The sequence below is a fragment of the Halopseudomonas sp. SMJS2 genome (assembly GCF_029866945.1).
GTDB classification, from domain to species: Bacteria; Pseudomonadota; Gammaproteobacteria; order Pseudomonadales; family Pseudomonadaceae; genus Halopseudomonas; species Halopseudomonas bauzanensis.
This window is the reverse complement of the sequence record NZ_CP123445.1, coordinates 224,116-250,271: the sequence shown is the minus strand read 5'-3', so window position 1 is coordinate 250,271 and position 26,156 is coordinate 224,116. Positions and strand designations below refer to the sequence as shown.

The 26,156-nt window shown below is 59.8% G+C and carries 31 protein-coding genes and 2 riboswitches; of the genes, 17 read left to right on the top strand and 14 right to left on the bottom strand.

What is annotated here, in order from left to right:
- Nucleotides 1–101: 101 nt before the first annotated feature.
- From ubiE to QAO71_RS01115, 9 genes are read left to right on the top strand one after another with little or no spacing between them, the layout of a single operon-like run.
- Nucleotides 102–863, top strand: a complete 762-nt coding sequence (gene ubiE / locus QAO71_RS01155) for a bifunctional demethylmenaquinone methyltransferase/2-methoxy-6-polyprenyl-1,4-benzoquinol methylase UbiE (protein ID WP_280165063.1) — start codon at nucleotides 102–104, stop codon at nucleotides 861–863.
- Nucleotides 863–1,489 carry an SCP2 sterol-binding domain-containing protein gene (locus QAO71_RS01150; protein WP_136868435.1) on the top strand — a complete coding sequence of 209 codons (627 nt, stop codon included), beginning with the start codon at nucleotides 863–865 and terminating at the stop codon, nucleotides 1,487–1,489. The genes ubiE and QAO71_RS01150 overlap by 1 nt, the downstream gene beginning before the upstream one ends.
- A complete protein-coding gene (ubiB, locus tag QAO71_RS01145; RefSeq protein WP_280165062.1) occupies nucleotides 1,486–3,102 on the top strand; it encodes a ubiquinone biosynthesis regulatory protein kinase UbiB in 1,617 nt (538 codons plus the stop codon). The genes QAO71_RS01150 and ubiB overlap by 4 nt, the downstream gene beginning before the upstream one ends.
- Before the next feature lie 12 nt (nucleotides 3,103–3,114).
- Entirely contained in the window at nucleotides 3,115–3,528 is a 414-nt protein-coding gene (gene hisI / locus QAO71_RS01140; RefSeq protein ID WP_280165061.1) for a phosphoribosyl-AMP cyclohydrolase, read from the top strand.
- Complete coding sequence (locus tag QAO71_RS01135; protein WP_074779241.1) at nucleotides 3,521–3,853, top strand: phosphoribosyl-ATP diphosphatase; 333 nt, start codon at nucleotides 3,521–3,523, stop codon at nucleotides 3,851–3,853. Before hisI ends, QAO71_RS01135 begins: the two co-directional genes overlap by 8 nt.
- Before the next feature lie 21 nt (nucleotides 3,854–3,874).
- Entirely contained in the window at nucleotides 3,875–4,105 is a 231-nt protein-coding gene (gene tatA, locus QAO71_RS01130; RefSeq protein WP_036991309.1) for a twin-arginine translocase TatA/TatE family subunit, read from the top strand.
- A 6-nt stretch (nucleotides 4,106–4,111) separates the two neighbouring features.
- A complete protein-coding gene (tatB, locus tag QAO71_RS01125; RefSeq protein ID WP_280165060.1) occupies nucleotides 4,112–4,498 on the top strand; it encodes a Sec-independent protein translocase protein TatB in 387 nt (128 codons plus the stop codon).
- Nucleotides 4,495–5,280 carry a twin-arginine translocase subunit TatC gene (gene tatC, locus QAO71_RS01120; RefSeq protein ID WP_036991312.1) on the top strand — a complete coding sequence of 262 codons (786 nt, stop codon included), beginning with the start codon at nucleotides 4,495–4,497 and terminating at the stop codon, nucleotides 5,278–5,280. The genes tatB and tatC overlap by 4 nt, the downstream gene beginning before the upstream one ends.
- Nucleotides 5,277–5,984, top strand: a complete 708-nt coding sequence (locus QAO71_RS01115) for a 16S rRNA (uracil(1498)-N(3))-methyltransferase (RefSeq protein WP_074779236.1) — start codon at nucleotides 5,277–5,279, stop codon at nucleotides 5,982–5,984. The genes tatC and QAO71_RS01115 overlap by 4 nt, the downstream gene beginning before the upstream one ends.
- 32 nt (nucleotides 5,985–6,016) lie before the next feature.
- On the opposite strand, the gene QAO71_RS01110 is transcribed toward QAO71_RS01115, so the two are convergent.
- A complete protein-coding gene (locus tag QAO71_RS01110; protein ID WP_280165059.1) occupies nucleotides 6,017–6,529 on the bottom strand; it encodes a helix-turn-helix domain-containing protein in 513 nt (170 codons plus the stop codon).
- 103 nt (nucleotides 6,530–6,632) lie between these two features.
- Here QAO71_RS01110 and QAO71_RS01105 point away from each other — a divergent pair, with 103 nt between their 5' ends.
- From QAO71_RS01105 to QAO71_RS01095, 3 genes are all read left to right on the top strand, one after another.
- On the top strand, nucleotides 6,633–7,361 hold the full coding sequence (locus tag QAO71_RS01105) for an SDR family oxidoreductase (protein ID WP_074779232.1): 729 nt from the start codon (nucleotides 6,633–6,635) through the stop codon (nucleotides 7,359–7,361).
- Nucleotides 7,362–7,386: 25 nt separating this feature from the next.
- Nucleotides 7,387–7,980, top strand: a complete 594-nt coding sequence (locus tag QAO71_RS01100) for a 2-hydroxychromene-2-carboxylate isomerase (RefSeq protein ID WP_136868440.1) — start codon at nucleotides 7,387–7,389, stop codon at nucleotides 7,978–7,980.
- An 85-nt stretch (nucleotides 7,981–8,065) separates the two neighbouring features.
- A complete protein-coding gene (locus QAO71_RS01095; RefSeq protein WP_211242600.1) occupies nucleotides 8,066–8,407 on the top strand; it encodes a GlpM family protein in 342 nt (113 codons plus the stop codon).
- Between the two features lie 2 nt (nucleotides 8,408–8,409).
- Here the strand turns inward: QAO71_RS01095 and dtd are convergent, their stop codons facing one another.
- From dtd to QAO71_RS01070, 5 genes are read right to left on the bottom strand one after another with little or no spacing between them, the layout of a single operon-like run.
- Nucleotides 8,410–8,847, bottom strand: coding sequence for a D-aminoacyl-tRNA deacylase (gene dtd / locus QAO71_RS01090; protein WP_036991320.1), 438 nt, complete (start codon nucleotides 8,845–8,847; stop codon nucleotides 8,410–8,412).
- A gap of 1 nt (nucleotide 8,848) precedes the next feature.
- The gene (pip, locus tag QAO71_RS01085; protein ID WP_074779228.1) at nucleotides 8,849–9,820 is read right to left on the bottom strand and encodes a prolyl aminopeptidase; all 972 of its coding nucleotides are present in this window, start codon (nucleotides 9,818–9,820) and stop codon (nucleotides 8,849–8,851) included.
- 44 nt (nucleotides 9,821–9,864) lie between these two features.
- Nucleotides 9,865–10,446, bottom strand: coding sequence for an NnrU family protein (locus QAO71_RS01080; RefSeq protein ID WP_280165058.1), 582 nt, complete (start codon nucleotides 10,444–10,446; stop codon nucleotides 9,865–9,867).
- A gap of 20 nt (nucleotides 10,447–10,466) precedes the next feature.
- Nucleotides 10,467–11,423, bottom strand: coding sequence for an META domain-containing protein (locus QAO71_RS01075; protein ID WP_280165057.1), 957 nt, complete (start codon nucleotides 11,421–11,423; stop codon nucleotides 10,467–10,469).
- Between the two features lie 49 nt (nucleotides 11,424–11,472).
- Entirely contained in the window at nucleotides 11,473–12,009 is a 537-nt protein-coding gene (locus QAO71_RS01070) for a DUF924 family protein (RefSeq protein WP_136868442.1), read from the bottom strand.
- A 115-nt stretch (nucleotides 12,010–12,124) separates the two neighbouring features.
- Nucleotides 12,125–12,213: riboswitch (glycine riboswitch) on the top strand.
- A 33-nt stretch (nucleotides 12,214–12,246) separates the two neighbouring features.
- A riboswitch (glycine riboswitch) is annotated at nucleotides 12,247–12,344 on the top strand.
- Nucleotides 12,345–12,367: 23 nt separating this feature from the next.
- On the opposite strand from QAO71_RS01070, the gene QAO71_RS01065 reads away from it, so the two are divergent.
- Together QAO71_RS01065 and QAO71_RS01060 are read left to right on the top strand one after the other, a co-directional pair.
- Entirely contained in the window at nucleotides 12,368–12,988 is a 621-nt protein-coding gene (locus QAO71_RS01065; protein ID WP_036992001.1) for a trimeric intracellular cation channel family protein, read from the top strand.
- A gap of 108 nt (nucleotides 12,989–13,096) precedes the next feature.
- On the top strand, nucleotides 13,097–14,596 hold the full coding sequence (locus QAO71_RS01060; protein ID WP_074779222.1) for a catalase: 1,500 nt from the start codon (nucleotides 13,097–13,099) through the stop codon (nucleotides 14,594–14,596).
- A 54-nt stretch (nucleotides 14,597–14,650) separates the two neighbouring features.
- Here the strand turns inward: QAO71_RS01060 and QAO71_RS01055 are convergent, their stop codons facing one another.
- Nucleotides 14,651–15,337 carry an LrgB family protein gene (locus QAO71_RS01055; protein ID WP_036991328.1) on the bottom strand — a complete coding sequence of 229 codons (687 nt, stop codon included), beginning with the start codon at nucleotides 15,335–15,337 and terminating at the stop codon, nucleotides 14,651–14,653.
- Entirely contained in the window at nucleotides 15,334–15,687 is a 354-nt protein-coding gene (locus tag QAO71_RS01050) for a CidA/LrgA family protein (RefSeq protein ID WP_036991330.1), read from the bottom strand. Before QAO71_RS01050 ends, QAO71_RS01055 begins: the two co-directional genes overlap by 4 nt.
- A 354-nt stretch (nucleotides 15,688–16,041) precedes the next feature.
- On the opposite strand from QAO71_RS01050, the gene ccoG reads away from it, so the two are divergent.
- Complete coding sequence (gene ccoG / locus QAO71_RS01045) at nucleotides 16,042–17,448, top strand: cytochrome c oxidase accessory protein CcoG (protein WP_280165056.1); 1,407 nt, start codon at nucleotides 16,042–16,044, stop codon at nucleotides 17,446–17,448.
- A gap of 17 nt (nucleotides 17,449–17,465) precedes the next feature.
- Nucleotides 17,466–18,875, top strand: coding sequence for a GntR family transcriptional regulator MpaR (gene mapR, locus QAO71_RS01040; protein ID WP_136868445.1), 1,410 nt, complete (start codon nucleotides 17,466–17,468; stop codon nucleotides 18,873–18,875).
- 32 nt (nucleotides 18,876–18,907) lie between these two features.
- On the opposite strand, the gene QAO71_RS01035 is transcribed toward mapR, so the two are convergent.
- Together QAO71_RS01035 and QAO71_RS01030 are read right to left on the bottom strand one after the other, a co-directional pair.
- On the bottom strand, nucleotides 18,908–20,146 hold the full coding sequence (locus QAO71_RS01035) for a DUF2254 domain-containing protein (protein WP_280165055.1): 1,239 nt from the start codon (nucleotides 20,144–20,146) through the stop codon (nucleotides 18,908–18,910).
- 112 nt (nucleotides 20,147–20,258) lie between these two features.
- Nucleotides 20,259–20,672 (bottom strand): GFA family protein, encoded by a 414-nt coding sequence (locus tag QAO71_RS01030; RefSeq protein ID WP_280165054.1) that lies wholly within the window; start codon nucleotides 20,670–20,672, stop codon nucleotides 20,259–20,261.
- Between the two features lie 74 nt (nucleotides 20,673–20,746).
- On the opposite strand from QAO71_RS01030, the gene QAO71_RS01025 reads away from it, so the two are divergent.
- On the top strand, nucleotides 20,747–21,988 hold the full coding sequence (locus QAO71_RS01025) for a serine hydrolase domain-containing protein (RefSeq protein WP_280165053.1): 1,242 nt from the start codon (nucleotides 20,747–20,749) through the stop codon (nucleotides 21,986–21,988).
- Nucleotides 21,989–22,097: 109 nt separating this feature from the next.
- Here QAO71_RS01025 and QAO71_RS01020 read toward each other — a convergent pair whose 3' ends face one another.
- From QAO71_RS01020 to QAO71_RS01005, 4 genes are all read right to left on the bottom strand, one after another.
- A complete protein-coding gene (locus QAO71_RS01020) occupies nucleotides 22,098–23,135 on the bottom strand; it encodes an MBL fold metallo-hydrolase (RefSeq protein ID WP_280165052.1) in 1,038 nt (345 codons plus the stop codon).
- A gap of 149 nt (nucleotides 23,136–23,284) precedes the next feature.
- Nucleotides 23,285–23,593: an EthD family reductase gene (locus tag QAO71_RS01015; RefSeq protein ID WP_280165051.1), complete on the bottom strand. Its 309-nt coding sequence runs from the start codon at nucleotides 23,591–23,593 to the stop codon at nucleotides 23,285–23,287.
- Between the two features lie 172 nt (nucleotides 23,594–23,765).
- Nucleotides 23,766–24,056 (bottom strand): hypothetical protein, encoded by a 291-nt coding sequence (locus QAO71_RS01010; RefSeq protein ID WP_280165050.1) that lies wholly within the window; start codon nucleotides 24,054–24,056, stop codon nucleotides 23,766–23,768.
- On the bottom strand, nucleotides 24,037–26,061 hold the full coding sequence (locus QAO71_RS01005) for a phosphotransferase (protein WP_280165049.1): 2,025 nt from the start codon (nucleotides 26,059–26,061) through the stop codon (nucleotides 24,037–24,039). Before QAO71_RS01005 ends, QAO71_RS01010 begins: the two co-directional genes overlap by 20 nt.
- Nucleotides 26,062–26,156: the final 95 nt, after the last annotated feature.

The following is a 26,156-nucleotide window of genomic DNA, read 5'->3' as shown; positions in this document are numbered from 1 at the left end:
ATAGCATGCCGCATCGTGCGCCTGCATGCGACATTAAATGCCCCTCCGGGCCCGCAAATACAGGTAGAATGGCCCATCAATTTGCCAAGGCAGATGCTCCCATGACAGACAAGTCCAGCACAGACCGCACTACCCACTTCGGCTACCAGACCGTTCGCGAATCGGAAAAGGCCGCCAAGGTGGCCGAGGTCTTCCATTCGGTCGCCGCCAAATACGACCTGATGAACGACCTCATGTCAGGTGGCGTCCACCGGATCTGGAAGCGCTTCACCATCGAGCTGTCCGGCGTGCGACCCGGCAACCGGGTGCTGGATATCGCTGGCGGCACTGGTGACCTGACACGCAAGTTCTCCAGCCTGGTCGGCCCGACCGGCGAAGTGGTGCTGGCTGATATCAACGCCTCCATGCTGTGCGTCGGCCGCGACCGCCTGCTGGACAAGGGCGTAGCCGGCAATGTGCGTTTCGTGCAGGCCGATGCCGAGAAACTGCCCTTCCCGGATAACCATTTCGACTGCATCACCATCGCCTTCGGCCTGCGCAACGTCACCCACAAGGAAGACGCCATCGCTTCCATGCTGCGTGTGCTCAAGCCCGGCGGGCGCCTGCTGGTGCTGGAGTTCTCCAAACCGGAGAACGAGCTGCTGTCCAAGGCCTACGATCAATATTCCTTCACCATGCTACCGCTGATCGGCCGCATGGTGACCGGCGATCCGGAAAGCTATCGCTATCTGGCCGAATCGATCCGTATGCATCCGGACCAGGAAACCCTCAAGGGCATGATGGAAACCGCTGGTTTCGCCCGGGTGACGTACCACAACATGACCGGTGGCATCGTGGCCCTGCACCGGGGCATCAAACCCTGATGCTGTTGAGCACCGCCCTGCTGGCCGGTGTCGAGCGCAGTCTTGCACTGGCCATCGATCAGGACCCGCTGACCGCCCAGCGACTGGCGGCCCTGGAGGGGCGCGCTATCCTGTTGTGCGTACGCCAGCCCGACCTGCAGCTGTACCTGTTGCCGGGGCACGGCGGAGTTCGCCTGGCGCAGCATTATGAGTATGACGTCGACTGCACCCTCAGCGCCCCGGCGAGCCTGCTGGCCCGCCTGGCGCTGAGCAGCAACCGCCAGCAACTGCTGCTGTCACCCGAGCTGGAACTGACCGGGGATACCCAGGTGCTGGTGCAGCTGCAGAACATTTTCAACGACCTGCAGATCGATGGAGAGGCTGCCCTGGCCCGCTGGCTGGGCCCCGTTGCCGCGCATGCCCTCGGCAATCTGGCGCGCGGCAGTCGGAACTGGCTCGGTACCACCCGGCAGAGCCTGCAACGCGCGGTCGGTGAATACCTCACTGAAGAGGGCCGGCAACTGGTCGGCCGCGCTGAAGCCGACGCCGCCGCTGCGTCGATCCATGAATTGCGCCTGCAGCTGGACCGGCTGGACGCGCGCATACGCCGCCTTGAGCTGCCTGAAACGGGACCTGACGACGCATGAACCTGACCGCTTTTCTGCGCCTGTTTCGCATTCTGCTGGTGTTTACCCGCTACCGCCTGGATCAGTTGATCCAGCCACTGCCGCTACCCTGGTATGGCCGGCTGATGCTGTTCGGGCCATGGAAGCTGTATCCGGCACCCCGGGACCTGAGCCGCGGCCTACGCCTGCGCCTGGCCCTGGAAAGCCTGGGCCCGGTGTTCATCAAGTTCGGCCAGATCCTGTCGACCCGCCGCGATCTGCTGCCCGACGACATCGCCATCGAATTGGCCTTCCTGCAGGACAAGGTACCGCCCTTCCCCTCCGATGAGGCACGCCAGCGTATCGAAGAACAGCTGGGCATGCCGATCGAAGCGGTATTCGCCGAGTTTTCCGATACGCCACTGGCCTCGGCTTCCGTCGCCCAGGTACATACCGCCCTGCTGCATGACGGCAGCGACGTAGTCGTCAAGGTCGTGCGCCCGGGGATCGAAGACGTCATCCATCAGGATATCCAATGGCTGTACCTGGCGGCGCGCACCCTGGAGCGCGTTTCCCGCGAGGGGCGGCGGCTGCGTCCGGTGGAAGTGGTACGCGATTACGAGCAGACCATCTTCGACGAGCTGGACCTGTATCGCGAGGCGGCCAACGCCTCGCTGCTGCGGCGCAACTTCCTCGGCTCGCCGGTACTCTATGTGCCGACCATCTATTGGGACTGGTGCCGCCACAAGGTACTGGTCATGGAGCGCATCAGCGGCATCCCGGTGACCGACATCGACGCCCTGCGCGCCCAGGGCACGGACATGAAGAAGCTGGCCGAACGCGGCGTCGAAGTGTTCTTCTCCCAGGTGTTCCGTGACAGCTTCTTCCACGCGGACATGCACCCGGGCAATATCTTCGTCTCCCGCCATCAACCGCAGGAACCGCAGTACATCGCTATCGACTTCGGCATCGTCGGCAGCCTGACGCCGGAGGACCAGACCTATCTGGCGCGCAACCTGATGGCCTTCTTCAAGCGCGACTACCGCCGCGTGGCGCAGCTGCACATCGACTCCGGCTGGGTGCCGCCGGAGACCCGGATCAACGAATTCGAGGCCGCCATCCGCAGCGTCTGTGAACCTATCTTCGAGCGTCCATTGAAGGACATCTCCTTCGGCCAGTTGCTGCTGCGCCTGTTCCAGACCGCCCGGCGCTTCAACATGGAAGTGCAACCGCAATTGGTGCTACTGCAGAAAACCCTGCTTAATATCGAGGGGCTGGGGCGCCAGCTGTACCCCGATCTGGATCTGTGGAGCACCGGCAAACCCTATCTTGAGCGCTGGATGCGTGAGCGCGCTGGTCCGCGGCATCAACTGCAGAACCTGCGACAGCACCTGGAGCGCATCCCGCCGCTGCTAGAAACCACCCACCGGGCGCTGGACAATATCGCCCAACGGGATCACCATGCCCCCGCCGGCCGTCACAGCGATGCTCTCGCCCTGCGGGTGATCGGTGTGGTGTTGGTGGCACTGGGCGCCAACGGTCTGGGTACGGACATAAACCTGTGGACCGAGGCCCAGCCGATGTACTGGCTGTTACTGGCCGCCGGGAGCTGGCTGGTATTGCGGCGCGACGGCAACAACCCGAAACGACTCTGACGACCAACCGATATGACCGATACCCGAACCGATACCGACTGGCTGGACTGCATCAAATGGGACGCCGACGGCCTGATCCCTGCCATCGCCCAGGACGCCGCCAGCGGCCGTGTACTCATGGTCGCCTGGATGAACCGCGAAGCGCTGCAACTCACCGCAGCGGAAGGCCGCGCCGTCTACTGGTCCCGCTCCCGGCGCAAGCTGTGGCGCAAGGGTGAAGAGTCGAGCCATATACAAGTGCTGCATGAGCTGCGCCTGGATTGCGACAACGACGTGATCATCATGCAGGTCGAGCAACGCGGCGGCATTGCCTGCCACACCGGTCGGGAAAGCTGCTTCTACAAGGTTTTCAGGGATGGTCACTGGCAGGATAGCGATCCTGTCATCAAAAACCCGGAACATATCTATGAGCACAAGCATGAATGACACTCTGGCGCGTCTGGCCGAGGTGCTGGAGCAGCGCAAACAAGCAGCAGCGGACAGCTCCTATGTCGCCAGCCTGCATGCCAAGGGTCTGAACAAGATCCTGGAAAAGGTCGGCGAGGAATGCACCGAAACCCTGCTGGCGGCCAAGGATTGTCAGCACAGCGCGGACAAAAGCGAGCTGATTTATGAAACCGCCGATCTGTGGTTTCATAGCCTGGTCATGCTCAGTCATCTGGGCCTGGGCCCGGATGATGTACTGCAAGAACTGGAACGGCGTTTTGACTTGTCCGGCCTGGCCGAAAAAGCAGCGCGCACACACGAATAGGGCTTTGCCCTGGAGGTTGAGATGGGTTTTGGTGGAATCAGTGTCTGGCAACTGGCGATCGTCCTGCTGATCGTCATCCTGTTATTCGGCACCAAGCGATTGAAAGGCATCGGCTCGGACGTCGGCGAGGCCATCAAGGGCTTTCGCAAGTCAATGAATGATGACGACAAGCCCGCCGTGGAAGACAAGCAGGGCGAAACGCTGGATGTCCAGGCCGAGAAGAAAACGGAATCCACACCCCACAAGGACTGACGGTCCATGTTCGATATCGGTTTTCTGGAAATGCTGGTGGTGGCGATCGTCGCCCTGCTGGTGCTCGGCCCCGAGCGCCTGCCCGGTGCGGTGCGCATGGCCGGCCTGTACCTGGGGCGGATCAAGCGCAGCCTGGCGGATGTACGCAGCCAGGTAGAGCGCGAGCTGGGGGCTGACGAAATACGCCAGACCCTGCATAACGAAAAGATCATGGCCGATCTGGCGAAGAAGAAGCCGGGTGAGTCCAACGTCAAACGTAACATCACTGCGACAGCTGACGAGACCAGGCCCGAGCCGCCCGAGGTCGACACCCCGGCACCGGCCGAGCCCACTCCACCGGTTGCCGTTACGGCTGCCAGCCCCACTGACGATGATCCGACTGCACCCAAATGAGTAAAAAGTCCCCGATCCAGACCAACCTCGGCGAGATGCCGCTGGTCGCGCACCTGACCGAACTGCGTTCGCGCCTGCTGCGCATCGTGTTGATCTGGATGTTGATCTTCGCCGGCCTGTTCTACTTCGCCAACGACCTCTACACCTTCATCTCCGAGCCGCTGCGGGCCTACCTGCCCGAAGGCACCAGCATGATCGCCACGGATGTGGCCTCGCCCTTCCTGACGCCGTTCAAGCTGGCGCTGATCAGCGCGTTATTCCTGGCCATGCCCTTTGTCCTGCATCAAATCTGGGGGTTCATCGCGCCCGGTCTGTACAAGCATGAGAAGCGCATCGCCCTGCCGCTGCTGGCATCGAGCATCATCCTGTTCTATGCCGGCATGGCGTTCGCCTACTTCGTGGTGTTCCCCCTGGTGTTCGGCTTCTTCACCAGCGCCGCCCCCGAAGGGGTGACGGTAATGACCGACATCAACAGCTACCTCGACTTCGTCATGACGCTGTTCCTGGCGTTCGGTCTGTCCTTCGAGATTCCGGTGGCCACGGTCCTGCTGGTGTTGTCCGGCGCGGTTGACGTCGCCAAGCTCAAGCAGATTCGGCCCTATGTGGTGGTCGGCTGTTTCGTCATCGGCATGGTGCTGACCCCGCCGGACATCATCTCCCAGACGCTGCTGGCCGGCCCCATGTGGTTACTCTATGAGGTCGGAATCCTGTTCGCCGGGCTGCTCAAACCGGTGACCCGCACGACCGAAGCCGAAACCGAAGACGACACCCCCTCCGCATGAACCTGTTGCTGCTTGAGGAGCAGGATTTCATTGCTCCGCAGCAGGTGCGGCTGAGCGGCCGGCGCCTGCAGCATATGCTGGAGATCCAGCAGGTAGCCGTCGGCGACAGCTTGCGGGTCGGGGAAGTAAACGGCCTGATGGGCAAAGGCACCGTGCTAGCGCTGGACCAGCAGCAGGCCGAGCTGCAGATCAACCTGACCCAGCCACCGCCCGCCAAGCTGCCCCTGACTCTATTGCTGGCCATGCCGCGCCCCAAGATGTTCCGCCGCATCCTGCAGCACTGCGCCACACTCGGCGTGGCCGAGATCATCCTGCTGAACAGCTATCGGGTGGAAAAGAGCTTCTGGCAGACGCCCTTCCTGCAGCCTGAGGTGATTCGGGAGAATCTGTTGCTGGGCCTGGAGCAGGCGCGCGATACGGTGCTGCCCAGCGTGCGCATCGAGAAACGCTTCAAGCCTTTTGTCGAAGACCAGCTCCCGGCGTTGGTAGCCGGGACCACGGGACTGGTAGCCCACCCCGGCGACTTTCCCGCCTGCCCAAGGGCGCTGGCTGGCCCGGTTACCCTGGCCATCGGCCCGGAAGGCGGCTGGATCCCCTACGAAGTGGACAAGCTCTGCGCCGCCGGCTTGCAGCCGGTACAGCTGGGTGAACGTATCCTGCGGGTAGAAACCGCCGTGACCGCACTGCTTGCCCGGCTGTTCTGATCTGACCAGCTAGGAACCAAGCAGCGCTTGTATCAGCGGTCCTGATTCCCCGACTGGCGCGCCAGCCTCGGGGGAATGAGCTCGCCAGTCGCATCCTGCCAGCCCTCTCCCACCTCGATCTGCACATCCCGCGCCGCTACCGGCTCACCACATTCGGAACAGACCGTCACCGGTCGCATGACCTGGCCGCAGCCCTTGTGGATATGGCGGATCGGTGCGCCCCGCTCGTCGGCCATGTGCCGGTCACCCCAGCTGACCAGCGCCAGCATCACCGAATGCAGTTCCAGCCCGCGCTCGGTCAACCGGTACTCTTCGCGCAGCGGTCGCTGCTGATAGGGCACCTTGGCCAAGACCCCATACTCGACCAGCTTCTTCAGGCGATCGGCCAATACGTGCCGGGTGACCCCAAGGCGCTTTTCGAACTCATCGAAACGGCGAACGCCGAGAAAGCAGTCGCGCAGCACCAGCAAGGTCCAGCGGTCACCGACCACCGCCAGGGTGCGGGACAATGAACAGGGCTGCTGGTCCAACTCTTCCCAACGCATACTCGACTCCTCGTTCGTACAGGGCCACAGGATAGCTTGACAAGTTCCAAAAAGAAACTGACTATCTAATCAGTTCCAAAAAAGAACCGATAAGGAGTACCCCATGTCCAGACCACCCGTTGCCGTTGTCATCGGCGCCGGCGATGCCACCGGCGGGGCCATTGCCCGGCGCTTCGCCCGTGAAGGTTTCACCCTGTGCGTCACCCGCCGCCAGGCCGATAAACTTGAGCCACTGGTCAGCGATATCGCAGCGGCCGGCGGCGCCGCCCATGCCTTTGGTTGCGATGCCCGCAGTGAAGAACAGATGGTCGCGCTGTTCAGCGATATCGAGCGGGACATAGGTCCCATCGAGGTGGTGGTGTTCAATATCGGTGCCAACGTACGATTCTCGATTACCGAAACCACCGAACGGGTGTACCGCAAGGTCTGGGAAATGGCGGCGCTGTCGGGCTTCCTCACCGGCCGCGAAGCGGCCAAGGCAATGTTGCCCCGCGCTCGCGGAACCATCATTTTCACCGGTGCCACCGCCTCGCTGCGGGGCGGCAATGGTTTCAGTGCCTTCGCCGGCGCCAAGTTCGCGCTGCGCGCCCTGGCCCAGAGCATGGCGCGCGAACTCGGGCCGCAGGGCATTCATGTCGCCCATCCGATCATCGACGGAGCCATCGACACCGCGTTTATCCGCGACAACTTTCCCGAGCGCTACGCGTTGAAAGACCAGGGCGGCATTCTCGACCCGGAGCACATCGCCGAACAGTACTGGCAACTGCATTGCCAGCCACGGGACTGCTGGACCCATGAACTGGATCTGCGGCCCTGGATGGAAACCTTCTGACCCCCACCACCACAGGACAAGGCACATGAACAAGAAAGTCGAATTCTATTTTGATGTAGGCAGCCCTGCCAGTTACCTGGCCTGGACCCAGATCGCCAGCCTGGCGCAGCGCCACGATGCCGAACTGGCATACAAGCCGATGCTGCTGGGCGGGGTGTTCAAGGCCACCGGCAATAGCTCCCCAGCGACCGTGCCGGCGAAGGGGCGTTATACCCGCGAGGATTTTCAACGTTACGCGCGGCGCTATGCTGTGCCGTTCCAGCACAATCCGTTCTTCCCGATCAACACCATGCAGCTGATGCGCGGCGCGGCCGCCTACCTGGGTACCGATCGCTTCGTCCCGTACGTCAATACGGTGTTCCAGGCCATCTGGGTCGATCAACAGGATATGGGCAACCCCGAGGTGGTCGCCGCCGTACTGGGTCGCCACGGTTTTGATATGGCTGAACTACAGCAGAAGATCAATGATCCGGTGGTGAAAGACCAGCTGCGGCAGATCACCGAAGAGGCCATCGAACGGGGCGTCTTCGGTGCGCCGACCTTCTTTGTCGGGAACGAAATGTTCTTCGGTCAGGATCGGCTGGAATTCGTGGAGGAAGCGTTGAACCGAGCTCAGTGATCGCAAGTTGATGTGGGAGCGGCCTTGACTTGATAACCTGCCGGGCATAGCGTGAGCAGCGCATCGGCCCGGTATGGACTTCATGATTTCACTTGCATTCAAGGCGCTGCTCGGCGCACTGGCGGTTCTGCTCATTGCGCTGCTGGCGCGCTCCAAGAGTTTCTATATCGCCGGACTGGTGCCGCTGTTTCCCACCTTTGCGGTGATCGCCCACTACATTATCGGCAGCGCCCGCCCGGCGGCGGACCTGCGTACCACAGCCATCTTCGGCTTATGGTCGCTGTTGCCCTACGCCATCTATCTTGCGGTGATCGCCTGGGGTGCCGGCAAGCTGCCGCTGCCTGCCATCCTGCTGTTGGCGATGCTCGCCTGGGGCGTGGCCGCGACCCTGCTGATCATGCTGTGGGTGCGGTTCCAGCCAAGCTGAGGTCAGGTTTCCAGCAGCAGGGTCACTGGCCCATCATTGACCAGATGCACCTGCATGTCCGCACCGAACCGCCCGGTAGCCACCTGTGACCATTGTTCGCCCGCCCGCTGCAGCAGGTAATCGAACAATTCGGCAGCCTGCTGCGGTGGCGCCGCGGTGGAGAATCCCGGGCGCAGCCCCTTGCGCGTATCGGCCGCCAGGGTGAACTGGGATACCAGCAACAATCCGCCCTGTACGTCCTGCACCGAGCAATTCATGCGCCCCTCGGCATCACTGAACACGCGATAGTTGAGCAACTTGTGCAACAGCCGGTCGGCACTGGCCCGATCATCCTGCGGCTCGATGCCAACCAGCACCAGCAAGCCCTGATCGATGGCGCCGACAATCTCGCCCGCCACCTCCACCCGGGCCTGGCTGACCCGCTGCAACAGCCCCTTCATGCTATTCCGCCTCCGGCGCCAGCTTCAGCAGTTGCCGGGCCATGCTCTGGGTAGCGCGCACCAGGGCATCGGCAATACCCGGCTCGGAAGCCGCGTGACCCGCATCGCGGATGATCTGCAATTCGCTGCCGGGCCAACGCTGATGCAGCGCGTGGGCATTATCCAGCGGACAGACCATGTCGTAGCGACCATGGACGATGATGCCGGGGATATGTGCAATCTTCGGCATATTGCGCAGTAGCTGATCCGGTTCAAGGAAAGACTGGTTGATGAAGTAGTGGCACTCAATCCGCGCCATGGCCAGCGCGCGCCGCGACTCGGTAAAGCGGTCGACCAGCTGGGCACTGGGCCGCAGGGTGGCGCAGCAACCTTCCCAGCCGGACCAGGCCCGGGCGGCATGCATCTGGCAGATTTCATCGTCCCCGGTCAGGCGTCGGTAGTAGGCGGCTACCATGTCATCGCGCTCCGCCTCCGGGATCAACGCCTGGTAGTTCTCCCAGTAATCGGGAAAGATGCGGCTGGCGCCTTCCTGATAGAACCAGTGGATATCCTCGTCGCGGCACAGGAAGATCCCGCGCAGAATCATGCCCAGCACCCGGTCAGGATGCGCCTGGGCATAGGCCAGGGCGAGGGTCGAACCCCAGGAACCGCCGAACAGCACCCACTTGTCGATCCCCAGGTGGATGCGCAGCGCCTCCATATCCTCGATCAGCGCGGCGGTGGTGTTGTTTTCCAGGCTGGCGTGGGGCGTGGAACGGCCGGCACCACGCTGATCGAAGGTGATGATGCGGTAGATCGACGGATCGAAGAAGCGTCGGCTCAGGTTGTCGCAGCCACCACCCGGCCCACCATGAATGAACACCACCGGCAGCCCGTCTTCCTGACCACTCTCGTCGACATAGAGCACATGGGGCGCTTCGACCGCCAGATCATGACGGGCGAAGGGCTTTATCTCCGGATACAGCAGTTGCATGGTTCGTACTCCCGGGTTGGCGGCCAGGCCGCATCAGGTAAGGCTCAGCCGCCGAAGGGGCGGACACCGATCAGCGCGCCGTGCAACCACATGGCAAAGACCACCCAGGCGACCAACCCGACCACAATGGCAATCAGGTCCCGACTGAAGCCGACCGCCGGATAGCTCACGCCGGCCAGACGATCACGCCGGCGCAAGACCACATACAGCGCTACCGCCCAGGCGAGGAAACCACCAAACAGCAGCAGGTCGGCCAGCGTGCCATTGGCGATCAGGTGGGCGATGGCCCAGAACTTGACGCCCAGCAGCATGGGATGCCCGACCCGGGTCTTGATATGAGTTCCGGGAATATAGGTGGCCGCCAGCAGGATGAAGGCCGGAACCGTCAGTAGCGCAGCAAGATGGCGGGTCCACATGGGCGACAGCCACAGCCAGGTCGGCGACAACCGTGCCTGCCCGTAGCCCCAGATGATCAGCAGCAGCCCCACCAGCGAAACAACAGCATAGAATCCCTTCCAGGCCAGCAAGCCGCGCCGGTCGATCTGCGCGACCCGCCAGTCAGCAGCAAACAGACGAGTCGAATGTATCCCGAGAAACAGCACCAAACCCAATATCAACGCCAGCATGTATATCTCCTTGATTATTATCAGTGTTCCAGGCGGGCCTTGAGCGAACCTTCAGCCGAGCGCAGCAGCAAGGCACCGGTATCGTCGAAATCAAAGCCCTGCAGGCTCTGCAGATTGCGCAGCACCCGTTGCTCCTGTTCCATCAGCGAAGGCGCGCAGGCCATGCGGGTGGTGGCCGGCTGATTGATGGTCAGGCTTTCACCGGTCAGCTGGTATTCTCCCATGAAGTTGTTGCAGGAGGCACGGCCATTCACCTGGCCGTTACGCCAGAAATTCAGGGTCACACGGGAGCGGTCGATAATGCCACCGCCATTGATGTCCTCCACTACCCACTCGCCGCCCTGCAGCAGCCGCGCCGGATCACCACCGCAGCCGTTCAGGGTAACGCCGTCCACCTGCACGCTGACCTGCTGCGGATAGGGCATTCCGCTCATGGTGTCACGGCACAGCTGATCGCTGGCCTGCAAGCGGATCGGTGGGTTGCCGCTGGTCACCACCTCGCCGGCGGTCTCGTCCGCCATATAGGGCTGGGCCGGTGATTCACCTTCGTTGAGGCGGTTCAGGGTCAATTGGCCACCCTCCAACGTCACCGACCAGAAGGGTTCGTTGCCGGCGGCGCGGTAAGGTTCAATGATGCTGTCACTCGGCGCGCACAGTGGGTAGTCGTCACCACGCAACACCAGCCAGGCTTGCTGACCCTTGAACCACAGGCTGGTCTCCGGCTCACCCGCAGCCACATAACGCGCACCGGAAGCGCTGATCGCCCGGCTCAGGGCGAATTGCTCATCACCGACCGTCAGCAGCAGGTCATCATCGCCCTTGGCGGAAATCGGCAGGCGCCCGCAATTCAGCTCGGCGGTAAAAGGCTCACCACCACCGATCCGGGGCACGGTGGTATCCGGCGCCGAGGTGCTGCAACCGGCCAGCGTGGTCAGGGCAGCGGCAAGCACGGCCGATGGCAGGATCTTGGTATGCATGGTCAGACTCCTCGAATATGGATCGATACGGCAATAAGGTATCCCGGGCTCAGAATGAGGAACCCGGCTGGGTCAGAAATTGCAATTCTTCCTCGGTGGAGGCTCGTCCCAACACGCGGTTACGATGCGGATAGCGACCGAAGCGCCGCAGGATATCCCGGTGCTGCAGTTCGAAGTCCAGACTGGATTCCATACCGGGTGTGTCAAACAGCATGACCGCCCGCTCATGGACCACCAGCGACTCACTGTGCATGAATGGCATATACAGGAAGCTGCGCTGTATCACCGGCAGGGCCAGATCGGCGCCGGCGGCAATAGCCTCCTGGGCCAGCACCAGCGCCATCCCGTCATGGGCGAAAGAATCGGGTTGGTCACGGTGGATGTTGCGCGAGAACTGGTCAAGCAGAATGATCTCGGCCAGCCGCCCCTCGGGCGTGGCGCGCCATTCCCATAGCTCGCCTCTGGCGGCCTGCCGATGCAGTTCACCGAAACGTTGCTCGATCAGTTGGTCCAGTTGCGCATCTTTCTTCCACCACATCGCCGGCTTGAGCTGATCAAACCAGAAATCGAGAATCTGCTGGTGCATTGGTCCCTCCGCTTGCTGCTGGGGAAAACAGACTCAGTGTAACCAATCTGCCGGCCCGGCGCCGGCGACACAATGAAGCAGTCAGCAATAGCAAAGCCAGGCGCTTGCTGTATAATCGCCGGTCGCAGGAGAGAGGGGCCCCAGGCCCCCGCCGAAGGCGCAAACTCCCATAATCGCTCAGGTACCCATTACTGCGAATCACAGGACACCCGATACTGCCCAGCGCAGCGGGTGACCGCACAGCCAGCTGGAGAGAGGTTGCCAAGGCAACCCACCGAAGGGGCAAGCAGTCCATGACTGCGTAAACTCTCAGGTAAAAGGACAGGGGGAGAGGCGTCACAGCTTGCAGGAGTTCTGTGTGCTTCTCTACATCTATCTGATCGCCATCACTGCCGAAGCCATGTCCGGCGCCCTGGCTGCCGGCCGCCGCAACATGGACATGTTCGGTGTCGCCTTCATAGCCTTCATCACTGCTCTGGGCGGCGGCACGGTCCGCGACATGCTGCTGGGCAACTACCCAGTCACTTGGACTCAGCATCCGGAGTACATCTACCTGACCATCTCCGCTGGCCTGCTGACCGTGCTGATCGCCCGTTTCATGCACCGGTTGCACAGCCTATTCCTGATCCTCGATGCCATGGGGCTGATCGCCTTCACCGTGATCGGCTGCAACGTCGCTCTGCGGCTCGATTACCCCACCCCGGTCGTGATCATGGCCGGCATCACCACGGGTATTTTCGGCGGCATTCTGCGCGACCTGCTGTGCAATCGCACACCCATGGTGCTGCGCAAGGAGCTGTATGCCAGCGTTTCACTGGCGGTGGCGATTCTCTATCTGGTGTTGCGTCACTGGGGCATCAACCATGACGTGAACCTGCTGGCCTCCTTCAGCTTCGGCCTGGCAGTGCGGCTGGCGGCAATTCGCTGGTCGCTGGCACTGCCGGTGTTTTCCTACGCGCCGGGGCGCTGGAACGACTGATTATCGAGTCGGCACCTGGCAAGGCTGCCTATTCCTCCGTATGGTCTACATTGAGAGCTGAAGCCATGCGAGAGAGCTTCGCCAGATGCCTGATAAGGAGGACGCCCCGTGAGTGATTCAAACAGTAAAACGCCAACCGGCTCGACCATGAGTACCGGCGCACCGGCACCCAGCGATCGCAATTCTCTGACCATTGGCGCCAATGGCCCGATCATGCTCCATGATGTGCACTTTCTGGAGCAGATGGCCCATTTCAACCGTGAGAAGGTGCCTGAGCGCCAACCCCATGCCAAGGGCGCCGGCGCCTTCGGTGTGTTCGAAACCACCGAAGATGTGTCCGCCTACACCAAGGCGGCGCTGTTCCAGAAAGGTAGCCAGACCGAGATGCTGGCGCGCTTCTCCACCGTTGCCGGTGAGATGGGCAGCCCGGATACCTGGCGCGACGTGCGCGGCTTTTCGTTGAAGTTCTATACCGACGAAGGCAACTACGACCTGGTCGGTAACAACACGCCGATCTTCTTCGTGCGTGACCCGATGAAATTCCCCCACTTCATCCGCAGCCAGAAACGCCTGCCCGACTCCGGCCTGCGCGACAACCACATGCAGTGGGACTTCTGGACCAACAACCCCGAATCGGCGCATCAGGTAACCTACCTGATGGGGCCGCGCGGCCTGCCGCGCACCTGGCGCCACATGAACGGCTACGGCTCCCATACCTTCATGTGGGTCAATGCCGCCGGTGAGCGCTTCTGGGTCAAGTACCACTTCCATACCGAGCAGGGCATGGAGTTCTTCAATAACGCCGAAGCCGCCGACATGGCGGGGATCGATGCGGACTATCACCGCCGCGATCTGTTCGAGGCCATTGCCCGTGGCGAGTATCCCAGCTGGATCATGTCAGTGCAGGTCATGCCCTATGCCGACGCCGCCACCTACCGCTTCAACCCCTTCGATCTGACCAAGATCTGGTCGCATAAGGATTACCCGCTGATCAAGGTCGGCAAGATGACCCTGACCCGCAACCCGGTGAATTTCTTTGCCGAGATCGAGCAGGCGGCCTTCTCGCCTGGCAATACGGTCCCGGGTATCGGCCTGTCCCCGGACAAGATGCTGCTGGGCCGCGCCTTCGCCTACAACGACGCGCAGCGCAACCGCATCGGCACCAACTTCCATCAGTTGCCAGTGAACCGCCCCAAGGTGCCGGTCAACACTTACATGTTCGATGGTCAGATGACCTACGAGCACAGCGGCAACGCACCGGTGTACGCACCCAACAGCAGCGATCGCAGCTGGGCGGACAGTACCGGCAAGATGGAGGATGGCTGGGAAGCGGACGGCGATATGGTGCGCAGCGCCTACGAACTGCACTCCGAGGATGATGACTTCGGCCAGCCGGGCACGCTGGTGCGTGAAGTGTTCAACGATGAGGAACGCACCAAACTGGTCGACCAGGTAGCCGGCAGCCTGCTCGGTGGTGTGCGCAGCCCGGTGCTGGAGCGCGCCTTCGAGTACTGGCGCAACATTGATGCGGAGGTAGGACGGCGTATCGAAGAGAAGGTGCGGGCCCACTCGGCACCCGAGCCGGTGCCAGGCATGGGCGAATCCTGATCTGAAGTCCTGCGGATAATGCGGGGCCTGCGCAATGCAGGCCCCGCATTGCATTCAGCCCACGAACCAGGGCAGCAGCAACGCCGTCGCCAACCCCAGCAGACTCATCCCCAACGCCGCAAAGGCAGCACATTCGCCACCTTCGCGCAGCGCATGCGCCGTGCCGATGGCATGGGCATTCATGCCCAGGGTCAGCCCCCGCGCGGCGGGCGAGTCAACCCGTGCCAGACGCAGCAACGGCGGCGCCATCACGGTGCCGATCACCCCGGTCAGCATCACCAGCGCTGCGGTCATCGCCGCATCACCCCCGGCCTGCTCGGACAACAGCATGGCAATCGGCATGGTCACCGACTTGGGTGCCAGCGACATCAGCGTGACGAAGGGCGCGCCCAGCAGCCAGCCAAGCAGCAGGGTCAGCACCACAATCAGCACGCCACCGACCAGCAGGGTGATCAGGATCGGCCACAGCAACATGCGGATGCGCTGACGCTGCTGATACAGCGGCACCGCCAGCGCCACGGTCGCCGGGCCGAGCAACAGGGCGATCGGCTCCGCGGCTTCGCGGTAGATGAGGTAATCGATATCCAGCAGCAGGAGCATCGCGATCACCAGCATCAGCGTCACGATTACCGGCTGCAGCAGCAGCGAACCAGTGCGTCGCTGCACCCAGAGCGCCACCTGATAGGCCGCTATGGTCAACATCGGCGCAAACACCGGGATGGTTACCAGCAGGGCGATCATTGGCGGCTCTCCTGACGGCGGATCAGCCATTGCAACAGCCAGCCACAGAACGGCACGGCTACCAGCAGCGAGCCAACCAGCGCCAGCGCGATGGGCAACCAGTCCGCCAGCAGACGATCATGACTGAGCATGATGCCCGACGCCGGCACCACCAGCAGCAGCGGCAGATAGCCAAGCAGTGCGGACGCGGTCCGCTGCAGCGACTCCGGTACCTCGCCGAGGAAGGCCAGGCCCAGCACCAGCAACACCATGCCGATAATCGGCCCCGGCAGCGCCGGCACCAGAAAATGACTGATCACCGCACCCGCCACCTGCAGCGCCATCAACCACAGCAGAGCACCCAGATTCATGCCCACCCCCTTTCACGGGGACCAGACCCGCCCCGTACGCACTTGTTTTGCTGGAAATACATGCAGCGACAGCCCCATGGCAAATTGGATTCGACCGCGCACTATGCAACATCAATTAACAAATGAACAGGCTCAGTTGCCGTGCTGAAAACCGTATCAGTGCCCTGCCATGAACGGCTAATCGTGCCATTAATCCCCGCCTCGTCATAACAGAGCGGCCTGCGACAATGCGTCACCCCCTAACGACGCGGCTTTGCTGCTGATACGGTTTTTTATCGAAAACCTGAGCCTGTTTCATATCAGACCCAATCACGATCATGTCACCAGCCTGATTCATGACTGATGGGGTAGACCATGGGTGAACGTATTCCCGTCGAGATCATCGACGCCACCATTGCACGCAACACACCCGCCCAGCTCGGCGGGCCGATCCATACACGCAGCTTCGAAGGGTACTACCGGCGGCTGCGCCTGCTCGGCGCCGGCCTGCTGTTCCTGCTGTTCTTCGGCACGGCCTGGCTGAACTGGCACCAGCGCCAAGCCGTGCTGTGGGATCTAGCCAGCCGCAAGTTCCATATCTTCGGCGCGACCTTCTGGCCCCAGGACCTGATCCTGCTGTCGGCGATCCTGATCATTGCCGCCTTCGGCCTGTTCTTCATCACGGTGGTCGCCGGACGCATCTGGTGCGGCTATACCTGCCCGCAGAGCGTATGGACCTGGGTCTTCATGTGGGCGGAGAAAGTCACCGAAGGCGATCGCCATCAGCGCGTGCGTCTCGATGCTGCGCCCTGGTCACTGAGCAAACTGCTGCGACGCGGTGCCAAGCACGCCATCTGGCTGGGCGTGAGCCTGGCCACGGCGCTCACCTTCGTCGGCTACTTCACGCCGATCCGCGAGCTGGCAGTGGGTCTGTTCACCTTCGAGCTGGGCGCCCAGGCGGCGTTCTGGTTGTTCTTCTTTACTGCCGCCACCTATATCAACGCCGGCTGGCTGCGCGAGAAGGTCTGCCGCGACATGTGCCCCTACGGGCGCTTCCAGAGCGTCATGTTCGACCGCGATACCCTGATCATCGCCTATGACACCGAACGGGGCGAGCAACGCGGACCGCGGCGCCGGGACAGTAATCCGGCCGAGCAGGGCCTGGGGGACTGCATCGACTGCACCCTGTGTGTGCAGGTATGCCCGACCGGCATCGATATCCGGGACGGCCTGCAGTTCGAATGTATCGCCTGCGCCGCGTGCATCGATGCCTGCGACAGCGTCATGGACCGCATGGGCTATGCCCGCGGCCTGATCAGCTATACCTCCGAGCGTGCTCAGCAGGGCAGCACTACCCGCTGGCTGCGACCACGGCTGCTCGGCTACGGCAGCATGCTGGCGCTGATGATCGGCCTGTTCGTGGTGGCGCTGTTGGATCGGCCGATGATGTCGCTGGACGTTAGCCGCGACCGCGGCAATCTGTTTCGCGAGAACAGCGCCGGCCAGCTGGAGAACAGCTACAGTCTCAAGGTGATCAACAAGAGCCAACAACCCGGCCGCTATCAGATAACCCTCGATGCACCGCAAGGCCTGCAGTTGGCGACCCCGGTCAGCGTGCAGCTGGCGGCCGAAGATATCCACGATCTGCCGCTCAGTGTGGTCTGGACCGGCGAACAATCTCCCGCGGCACGCCAGCGCATCCGCTTCGTCCTCGCTGCAGAGGATGACAACAGCGCACCGGTTGTGGCCGAATCAACCTTTCTGGCACCGGCCAGCTACTGACTGCATGGAACCCTTCGATGAAACGCTACGAGCGCCTGGCCGATACCATTGCCGAATTGATTCGCACGGGCATTCTGGCGCCGGGCGAGCGGATTCCTTCGGTGCGCCAGGCCAGCCAGAGTTATGGCGTGAGCCCGTCCACGGTATTCCAGGCCTATTACCTGCTGGAGGACCGCGGGCTGATCCAGGCCCGCGCCCGCTCCGGCTATTTTGTCCGCAGCCTGGCCGGGCTGCCCCTGCCTGACCCGCAACCCACCCCGGCAGTGCCCCCAACCACCGAGGTCGGTGTCAGCGAGCTGGTATTCTCGGTACTCGGCTCACTGAAGAACCCGCATACGGTTCCCTTCGGCTCGGCCTTTCCCAGTCCCGACCTGTTCCCGATGGCCCGTCTGGCCCGCTCCATGACCAGCAGCCTGCGCAACCTGTCGCCCCACGACATCATCGCCGACATGACCGCAGGCAATGCCGACCTGATGCGCCAGATCGCCCTGCGCTACATGGTCAGCGGGGTCAGGTTGCCAATAGAAGAACTGGTGGTCACCAACGGTGCACTGGAAGCCCTCAACCTTGGGCTGCAGAGCGTGACCCAGGCCGGCGACCTAGTGGCGATCGAGTCACCGACCTTCTATGCCTGCCTGCAAGTACTCGAACGGTTGCAATTGAAGGCCGTAGAGATTCCCGTGCACCCACGGGACGGCATCGATCTGGCGGTACTGCGCGAACGTATGGGCAGCCTGCCGATCAAGGCCTGCTGGTTCATGAGCAGCTTTCAGAATCCGCTCGGCGCCAGCCTGGATAACAGCCGCAAACAGCAGTTGTACAACCTGCTGCAGGAGCATCAGGTGCCGCTGATCGAAGACGATGTCTATGCCGAACTGCATTACGGCGAACGTCCGCCCATGCCGATCAAGGGGCTGGACAGTGAAGGCCTGGTGATTCACTGCGGGTCTTTCTCCAAGACCCTGGCGCCCGGCTACCGGGTGGGCTGGGTAGCCGGCGGGCGTTTCACCGAGCGCATCGCCCGGCTCAAGCTGATGACCACCATCTCGCCCTCGGTACCGGCCCAGACTGCCATCGCCGATTACCTGCAGCATGGCGGCTACGATCGCCACCTGCGCAAATTGCGCCATGCCCTGCAACGCCAACAGGAGGCGATGCTCGCCTCCGCCGCCCGCCACTTCCCCAAAGGCACCCGCGTCACCCAGCCCGACGGTGGCTATTTCCTCTGGTTCGAGTTTCCCGAGCAGGTCGATTCGCTGCAGTTATTCCGATTAGCCCTGGCCCAGGGCATCAGCCTGGCACCCGGCCCGATCTTCTCCGCCAGCCAGAGCTTTCGCCACTGCGCGCGCCTGAACCACGGCCACGCCTGGGGGCCGGACAGCGAGCGGGCGATGGAACTGCTGGGGCGGATGCTGCGGTCGTTCTGAGCTTCGCCTTCAGCCTCAGCAAACCGAGCTGGTCATTCCAGCGCTTCGCGCAGCCGCTGCTGATCTGCCACACAGGTCAACGCCATCTCACTGCGCTGCAACGCGATGGCCGACTGTCTGGCGGCCGCCTGGCGAAAGCTCGCATTGCCCCGCCGCTGCAACGCCGCCAGCGACTTCTGCAGCCGCAGCTGCACCTCGATCATCCCGGCGCCATCGCGGGCTATCAGCATGAACGCATCTTCAAGCAAGTCGTCATCGCCCAGTGGCAACAGATGCAGGCGTGGATAGTCGACGGGCACATCTTCCCGCCCACCCGCCCATTGGGACAGCAGGCGCGTCAGACGGCCTATCACATCGATGGCCGTGCCCGGGTCATTGACGGCCGGCGATAGCGCCCGCGAGGCAATTTCCGACATGACCGCCAACCCGAAGCGCGGGTCCTGATCAAAGCTCCGGTTGGTGTCGATCACAAACTGATCTGCAATCTGCCCGGTCACCTCCGACAGATCCTGCTGCGAATGGAGCCAGACCACCACGGTATCCTCGAACACGAACGCGCCCGGATTAAGTGGCAAGTAGGCTTCGCAGTCCGCTTCTTCGCATAGGCGGGACAACACCGGGATATCGATAAACTGGATATAGCCGATGGCGCTGGCGTACACCGGAATCGCGCCCGGCGGCACCGCGCCAACATCGTGCCAGGGGTTGGCGCCCAGATAGGGCACCGCCAGGCGCTCGGTCAGCGCCGCGCCGGCAACCTGCTCGACCCGGTCGATGGTCGTGCCCACCCGGCCCAGCGAGATCAGGTGGTTGATCCAGCGCAACAACTGGATCACTACCAGCCCGATGACCACGATTGTGAACAGGAACAGCACCGCTCGCCCGCGCTCACCGTAGGAGCCGGTCTTGAGCACAATGATGCCAACGATGCTGAACAGAAAGGCGCCAATGAAGGTCGACAGCACGTTGTTGGTCAGCTCGTCTTCCATCAACAACTTGGTCGCCCGCGGCGTGACGTTGGTGGTTGCCGCGCCAAAGGCCGCGGTCATCACCCCCAGCGAGAATGTCGTGACCGCCAGCATGCTCGAAGCGATGATATTGAGCAGACTATCCACCGCATCCGAGCTCAGGTTGAACGGCATCTCCCAAGGGAAGACCCGCTCCGCGACCAGCGCCAGCACCGCCGTGAGCATCCCCGCGATACCAAAGGCCACCGCCCGCCACCACAGCTGGCGTTTTACTCGCTCATAGATCCAATGCCAGTAATTCACGCCGGCCTCCGCTCCCGTTTCGCTGACTAGAGCGTAGCACCGTCCCGGCAACGTGACAGCAGTGCGAGGCAGGGGGCGTTATGCCGTCCAGATCGCGCCTGCTCGCTCCCCATCATCTAGCCCGGCGCGGAGGTATCCCGGCCTCGTATTGAGGCACCTCATCATTAATCGACCACCAGTTGGTTTTTGAACCCACATAGATATGCGCACCAGGCGATGTAGCCAGCGGCTCGTTCAGCAAGCCGGCACGGATGCGCAGCACACCGGGCATATCATCCTTGGTGCTGTACAGCGGTGAGCCACAATGACTGCAGAACACCCGATGCTTACCGGGGGATGACTCGAAGGACTTGAGCAGCTCCGCACCGCTGAGCAGGGTGAAGGCACTTTCCTGCACCGGAATGTTGGTCGCGAAGGGCGTACCTTGCGCTCGCCTGCACTGGGAGCAGTGGCAGATCTGAATCGGCTCAAGCTCACCCACAATCTGAAAGCGAACGTCGCCGCATTGGCAGTGGCCTGTGTACATGGAATTACCTCCCTTTTTCCCGCTGGGGCAGGATGCTATTGTGTGCCACATCTTAAACAACAAGAAATACTGCCATGCTGAAGCCCTATTCCCGTAGTCTGTACCCCTCCTGGCTTGCCCTCGCCTGCCTGCTGTTCACCAGCGTCCTGCACGCTGAAACCATAGCGCCGCCCATCGCAGCCGAACGCTTCCAGATGCTCGAAAAAGCCCTGCAGGCCGAAGTCGATCAGGGGCGTCTTGCCGGCATCGCCGTACTGGTGGAGCAGGACGGCAAGCTGCTGCACCGCAGCCAGCATGGATATCAGGATATCGCCGCCGAAGTACCGCTGGCCGAAGACACCCTGTACAAGATCTTCTCGCTGACCAAGCCGGTCACCAGCGTCGCCATGTTGATGCTGCAGGAACAGGGAAAATTATCACTGGATGATCCCCTGGCCAAATACCTGCCGGAATTTGCCGACCTCAAGGTCGCCGTCGCCGACGGCCCGGACGGCATACCGCAAACCGCCGCCCCCACCCACGCACCGACCCTGCGCGAGTTGATGAACCAGACCGCCGGCTTCAGCTATGGCGTGTTCAGTCAGTCCCAGGTCGATACCCTGTACCTGAAAGCCGACCTGTTCAACACCGAGCAGACCCTGGAAGAAATGGTCGACAAACTAGCCAAGCTACCACTGCTCAATCAGCCCGGCACCGCCTGGAACTACAGCCTCTCGGTGGATATCCAGGCGCGGGTGGTCGAAGTCGTCAGCGGCCGGCCGTATGAGCAGTTCCTCGCCGAGAACATCTTCCAGCCGCTCGGCATGAAAGACACCGGCTACCACGTCAACGCCGAACAGGCACCACGGCTGGCGGTATCCTACAAGCCCGGCGACAACGGTCTGGAGCCGCAGGACAACACCCAGTACCTGACCAAGTCCAAGCTGACCCAGGGCGGCAGCGGCCTCATCTCCAGCATGGACGACTACCTGCGCTTCGCCCGCATGCTGCTCAACGGCGGCGAACTGGATGGCGTGCGGCTTCTTTCAGCCGAATCGATAAACGAAATGGCCCGCGACCAGCTGCCGCCAGAAGTTGACGGTCCCAACTGGGCACCCGGCAACCGCTTCGGCCTGAACGTGGCTATCGTCGAGGACAGTGCCAAGGCCGGACACCTGCCGGTCGGCACCTACTGGTGGTGGGGCATCCAGGGGCCCTGGATGTGGGTCGACCCGAGTAATAACCGGATCGTACTGGGGATGATGCAGAACACCGACTACCGCCATTCACGGGTGGTGCATGGTACGGTCAGTCGTATTTTGTTTGAGGAGCGTTAAGAGAACGCTCCCCCGCGGAGAACCGCGCAGCGGTTTTCCGGCGGATGCAGCGGCTTGTTAGCCGACGCCGCGTGGCCGCGACGCTTCCAAGGGTCAAGCATAGTGTGCGTCAGTAATACGACCCCACCAGCCGGATGGCAAGCTCCACGTTGTAGGGCATTGAGGCGTCGTAGCCGTACATCTTGCCGTATTTCGGCCGCAGCTCCTCGGTCACGCGCATGATGATCGCATCGCGCTGCGAGCGCGCGAAGGCGGCATGGTTATTCTCGTCCGGGGTCATGTGGCCTGCGAACGCTTCTTCCTGCCGAGCTTTCAGCGTAGCTTCACGTAAGTCCTCCAGGAAGGCGAGCTGGAACTCGAAGTCCTCCCGGTATCCGATGTTGCCGTGCCCGCCAACGAAATACGTCCAGTCGAGAGCCATGACTTCTTCAAGATTAGCCTGGTGATACACCGCCGTGTCAGACACCGCGAAGCCTAGCATGGGGAGCTGATCGGGGTTGAGCAAGTCGGGGCTGTGCGCGACCTTCTGCTCCTTCAGCAGCCAGACCGAGTGGTCGTCGGTGTGGGCGGGCTTTGCGAAACGATGCATCTCCAACGTCAGGTCCTCGAACTTGAACTCGTTCTTCAGGCCTGAAAGCACTCGGGTTGGCTTCGGCAACTGGCTGTTCATGAACGCCATCTTGTCCGCCGTTTCCTTGCTGGAAACAATCCTGAGACCGCCCGACTCCTGTGCTTGGTCGACCCAGAACTGGGCGTCGCCGATGTGGTCGACGTGGAAGTGCGAGTACACAACTGTCGTTACGGGAAGAGGTGTCACTTCTCGGATTGCCTGCAGGATCTGCGCGCCGCGCCCTTCGGGAGCGTCGAACAGCAGCACGCCTTCGTCGCCGACATAGAAGGTGGTTGAGTAGAAAAAGCGCTGGAAGAAATAGCTGCGGTCAGTCAGGCGCTGCAGGACGTACGGCTGTTCCATATTCCGAGCGAACAGGTTGTCGATCTTGTCTGCCGGCTTGATCGGCTTTGTCGCCGAAGGCTCGACGTACGTGGCGCCGACCGTCGAAGCCGCTTCAGGCGGCGATTGAGCAAAAGCGGGACTAATGGCCGCAATGATCGCGATTGACATAATTTGTTTAATTAGGCGCTTCATTGCCGTCTCCGTTGTTGGATCGCTTCGCTTCACTTTAGGACACCGCGACGCTCTTGGCCCAATTGCTGGCTAACGCCGCGCTTCAGCGGCGGGCCTAGCGCGCAGCGCGAGGGCCGTCCGCTGGAAGCGCTGGTTGGGCGGCAACCCTCTCAGGCAACAACTTCGTCTACCTGAAGAATGGGCTGAATGTCTGTGTAGTTCGGGATGTCACCCATGATTTCAGAACCATGTACGTCCAAGGTGGCCTGAAACTCCTCAACCGAGTTTATCCAGATGCTCGCGAGGCAAAGAAACGAAGCCGGGGAGCCGTCCGGGGAGGCAACTCCTTTACGCACTTCGCTCTTTACGACGTTCGCGCCTAGCAAGCGGCTCACCATTGGAATGTGCTTCTTGGTGTAGTAGTCGAAGTCAAACTTGGCGCCATCTTTCCTCGGATATGCCACGGATACGCAGTACATGATGATCCTCCTTCTGTTAAACGACGCCGGTAGTGGCGGTCTCTCTCGTTGATGCCCAACGCCTTGCTCACTGGAAAATTGGGAGCGAAGCGAGTAATTTTTTCCGTGTGCAGCAACTTGTTATACGGCATTTAAACGGGACTGATTTCTATTCATCAACCTCTCGTTGGTATCAAGCCTTATACTTCTCGTATTCATCTAGAAACAGACGTTCTGACTCATCACGGAACTGATTTCTTCTATTGTGTAAATCGTTAAGCTTTTCACTGATACTTTTATATATAATTTGATGGGCTTGATTCTTTAGATCATCTTCATTGTACTCGTCGATTTCAAAGCCATCCTCTAGAGCCGCATTAACTAACCTCAAAAGAATCACCTTATCTATTTTATCGACAGTTTCATACGTACCGTTTTCTGTCAGGAAGTACCCCTTACTGTTTTCAACTTTTAATGCTTTCATAGCCGCCTCTTCTATCGACATAAGCCTCTTCGCCAGCCTCCAATGTGTTCATGGTAACCTGGAAATTATTTATTGCTTTTCCGTCAACCGAACAAAGTTCTTTGTCAGATGGATGTCCAGAATACCTTCTATATACGATCTCATCATCTTCAATCTCTTTGGATGTGTACACTATATAATCTGCATTGATTGAAGCTCCAACTGTACTGTTATGAGTGACAACGACCACCGGCATTGTCTTGGATATCTCTTTCAGCATTTGATTAGCTTCGCCTTTTAAGAAAAGATTATCAAACGATGACTCTGGTTCATCTATCAATAGATAATCAAAGTTTTGCGCATCTTTGATTTCCTGTAAAAGACGAAACTCAGATCTTTCACCACCTGAAACCTTGAACCCATCTTTGTTGAGTATTTCATATTCAATGCATGCAAAGTACTTATAAAATTCGGATGGAGTCCAAGCTCCGTTATCCTTTAATGCAATAAGATACTTATAAGGTGAAGCATATTCTTTATAGGCGTCGCTGAAACCAACTTTTTGCCCACTTACACGCAAAATCTCGCCAGCTCCCTTAAAAGCTCGCTGCTTGCAAACCACTTTAAATCCCTGAATATTTTCCTGAAAAATAACTTTTTCTGTCTGCAGCAGATTTGCAATTTGGTTGAATTTTGAAACCTTCCTATGCTCAATCATAACCCTGTATAGGTCGACATCTTTAACCTGTGTTGCTGATGTTCTTAATTGGAGCTTACTTTTAACATCTCGCACGACGTCATTTACAAAACCTCTCTTCTTCCTTTCATACGCTTTTGACCACAGAAGTTCAATCAACTCAACTGCCAAAGCTTTCAAGCTATTAAAATCAATATGTTTATCAATTATTTCTCTATACTCAATATTATCTACTAGCTGTCGAACAGAACCGATCAGATCTCCAAGCCCCTTGTCCTGGGCCACTTCAAATTGTGTTTCATTAAAGAGCGCTACTTTAGAGAATGCATCAAATTTCTCTGCCTCTTCTGCCGACTTCAGAAGCGTTGATAGATAATCTTCTACCTTTCGTTGATTAACTCTAATATCAATATTTAACACATCATCGAGAACAGTCTTGAATGGAGTTAGATGCTTATCAGCGAATATACTCTTCTTGCGAGCGACATCTTCATTGAATTCTTTTTCATAGTTAACGTCATCTCTTTGAACAAGTGAAAATTGAGGAATATATTTTACATTCTCGCAGTCATTGCTGATCTGAGTTAGTGTTTCAGTCTTCCCTGAAGATCGTGCTCCTAGAACAATATTAAGACCGGTGGATAGCTTCTGGCCATCGTCAAAAACCTGAAAGAGCGAATTCCCCTCTGACTTAGAAAGAGCTACTTTATTTCTATCACGCAAGCTATATTTCAATGAGTTAAGGGAAAGATCTCCACAGTCGATATATGTTTGTCTGGATGGAAATTTACTCATACCTTCACGAATTCGAACGTCACTAAAAATAACCGGCGTCATCTCCCTTTCATCTTTCGCCAAACGTATAAATTTTTTGGGGCTATCAACTTCGCCTGAGGATATGAATTCACCAATCTGATCAAGCGTCTCTCTTGAGATGGCAGGCTTTTTTTCGTAGTGAGGGATTAACAAGTATCTATTAAGGTCACCAAAAATACTTCGAAATTCATCTAAACTAAGAGTGTCGCCTATGGCCTTGATTTTTTCAGACACGGCTTGAGTCTTAACTTGAAAATCTTCTAAATCATCATTTTCAGATATAAGAAGAATATGACCATTAGCTAAGTTTATCTCAATGCCAGGGAATACAACGCAATTCAACTCTTTATCAATTTGTCTAAATTGGGCCAAGTCGAAAATGTCATGATTTGTTATCGCAATAGCGTCGAGTTCAGCAGAGTTCACGTACTCCTTTAACTTTTCTATCGAAAAATTAAAATGAGCATCGCTTATCGTAGGCACTGTGTGCATGTGAAGGTCAATTTTCTTCAATTTTTTCTCCATAAAGCCTTAGAAGAAGATAGGTACTGAGGCGCGTATTCCTGATACGCCGTATAACGCCGCGCACAAAGGCGCGAGCTTGCGAG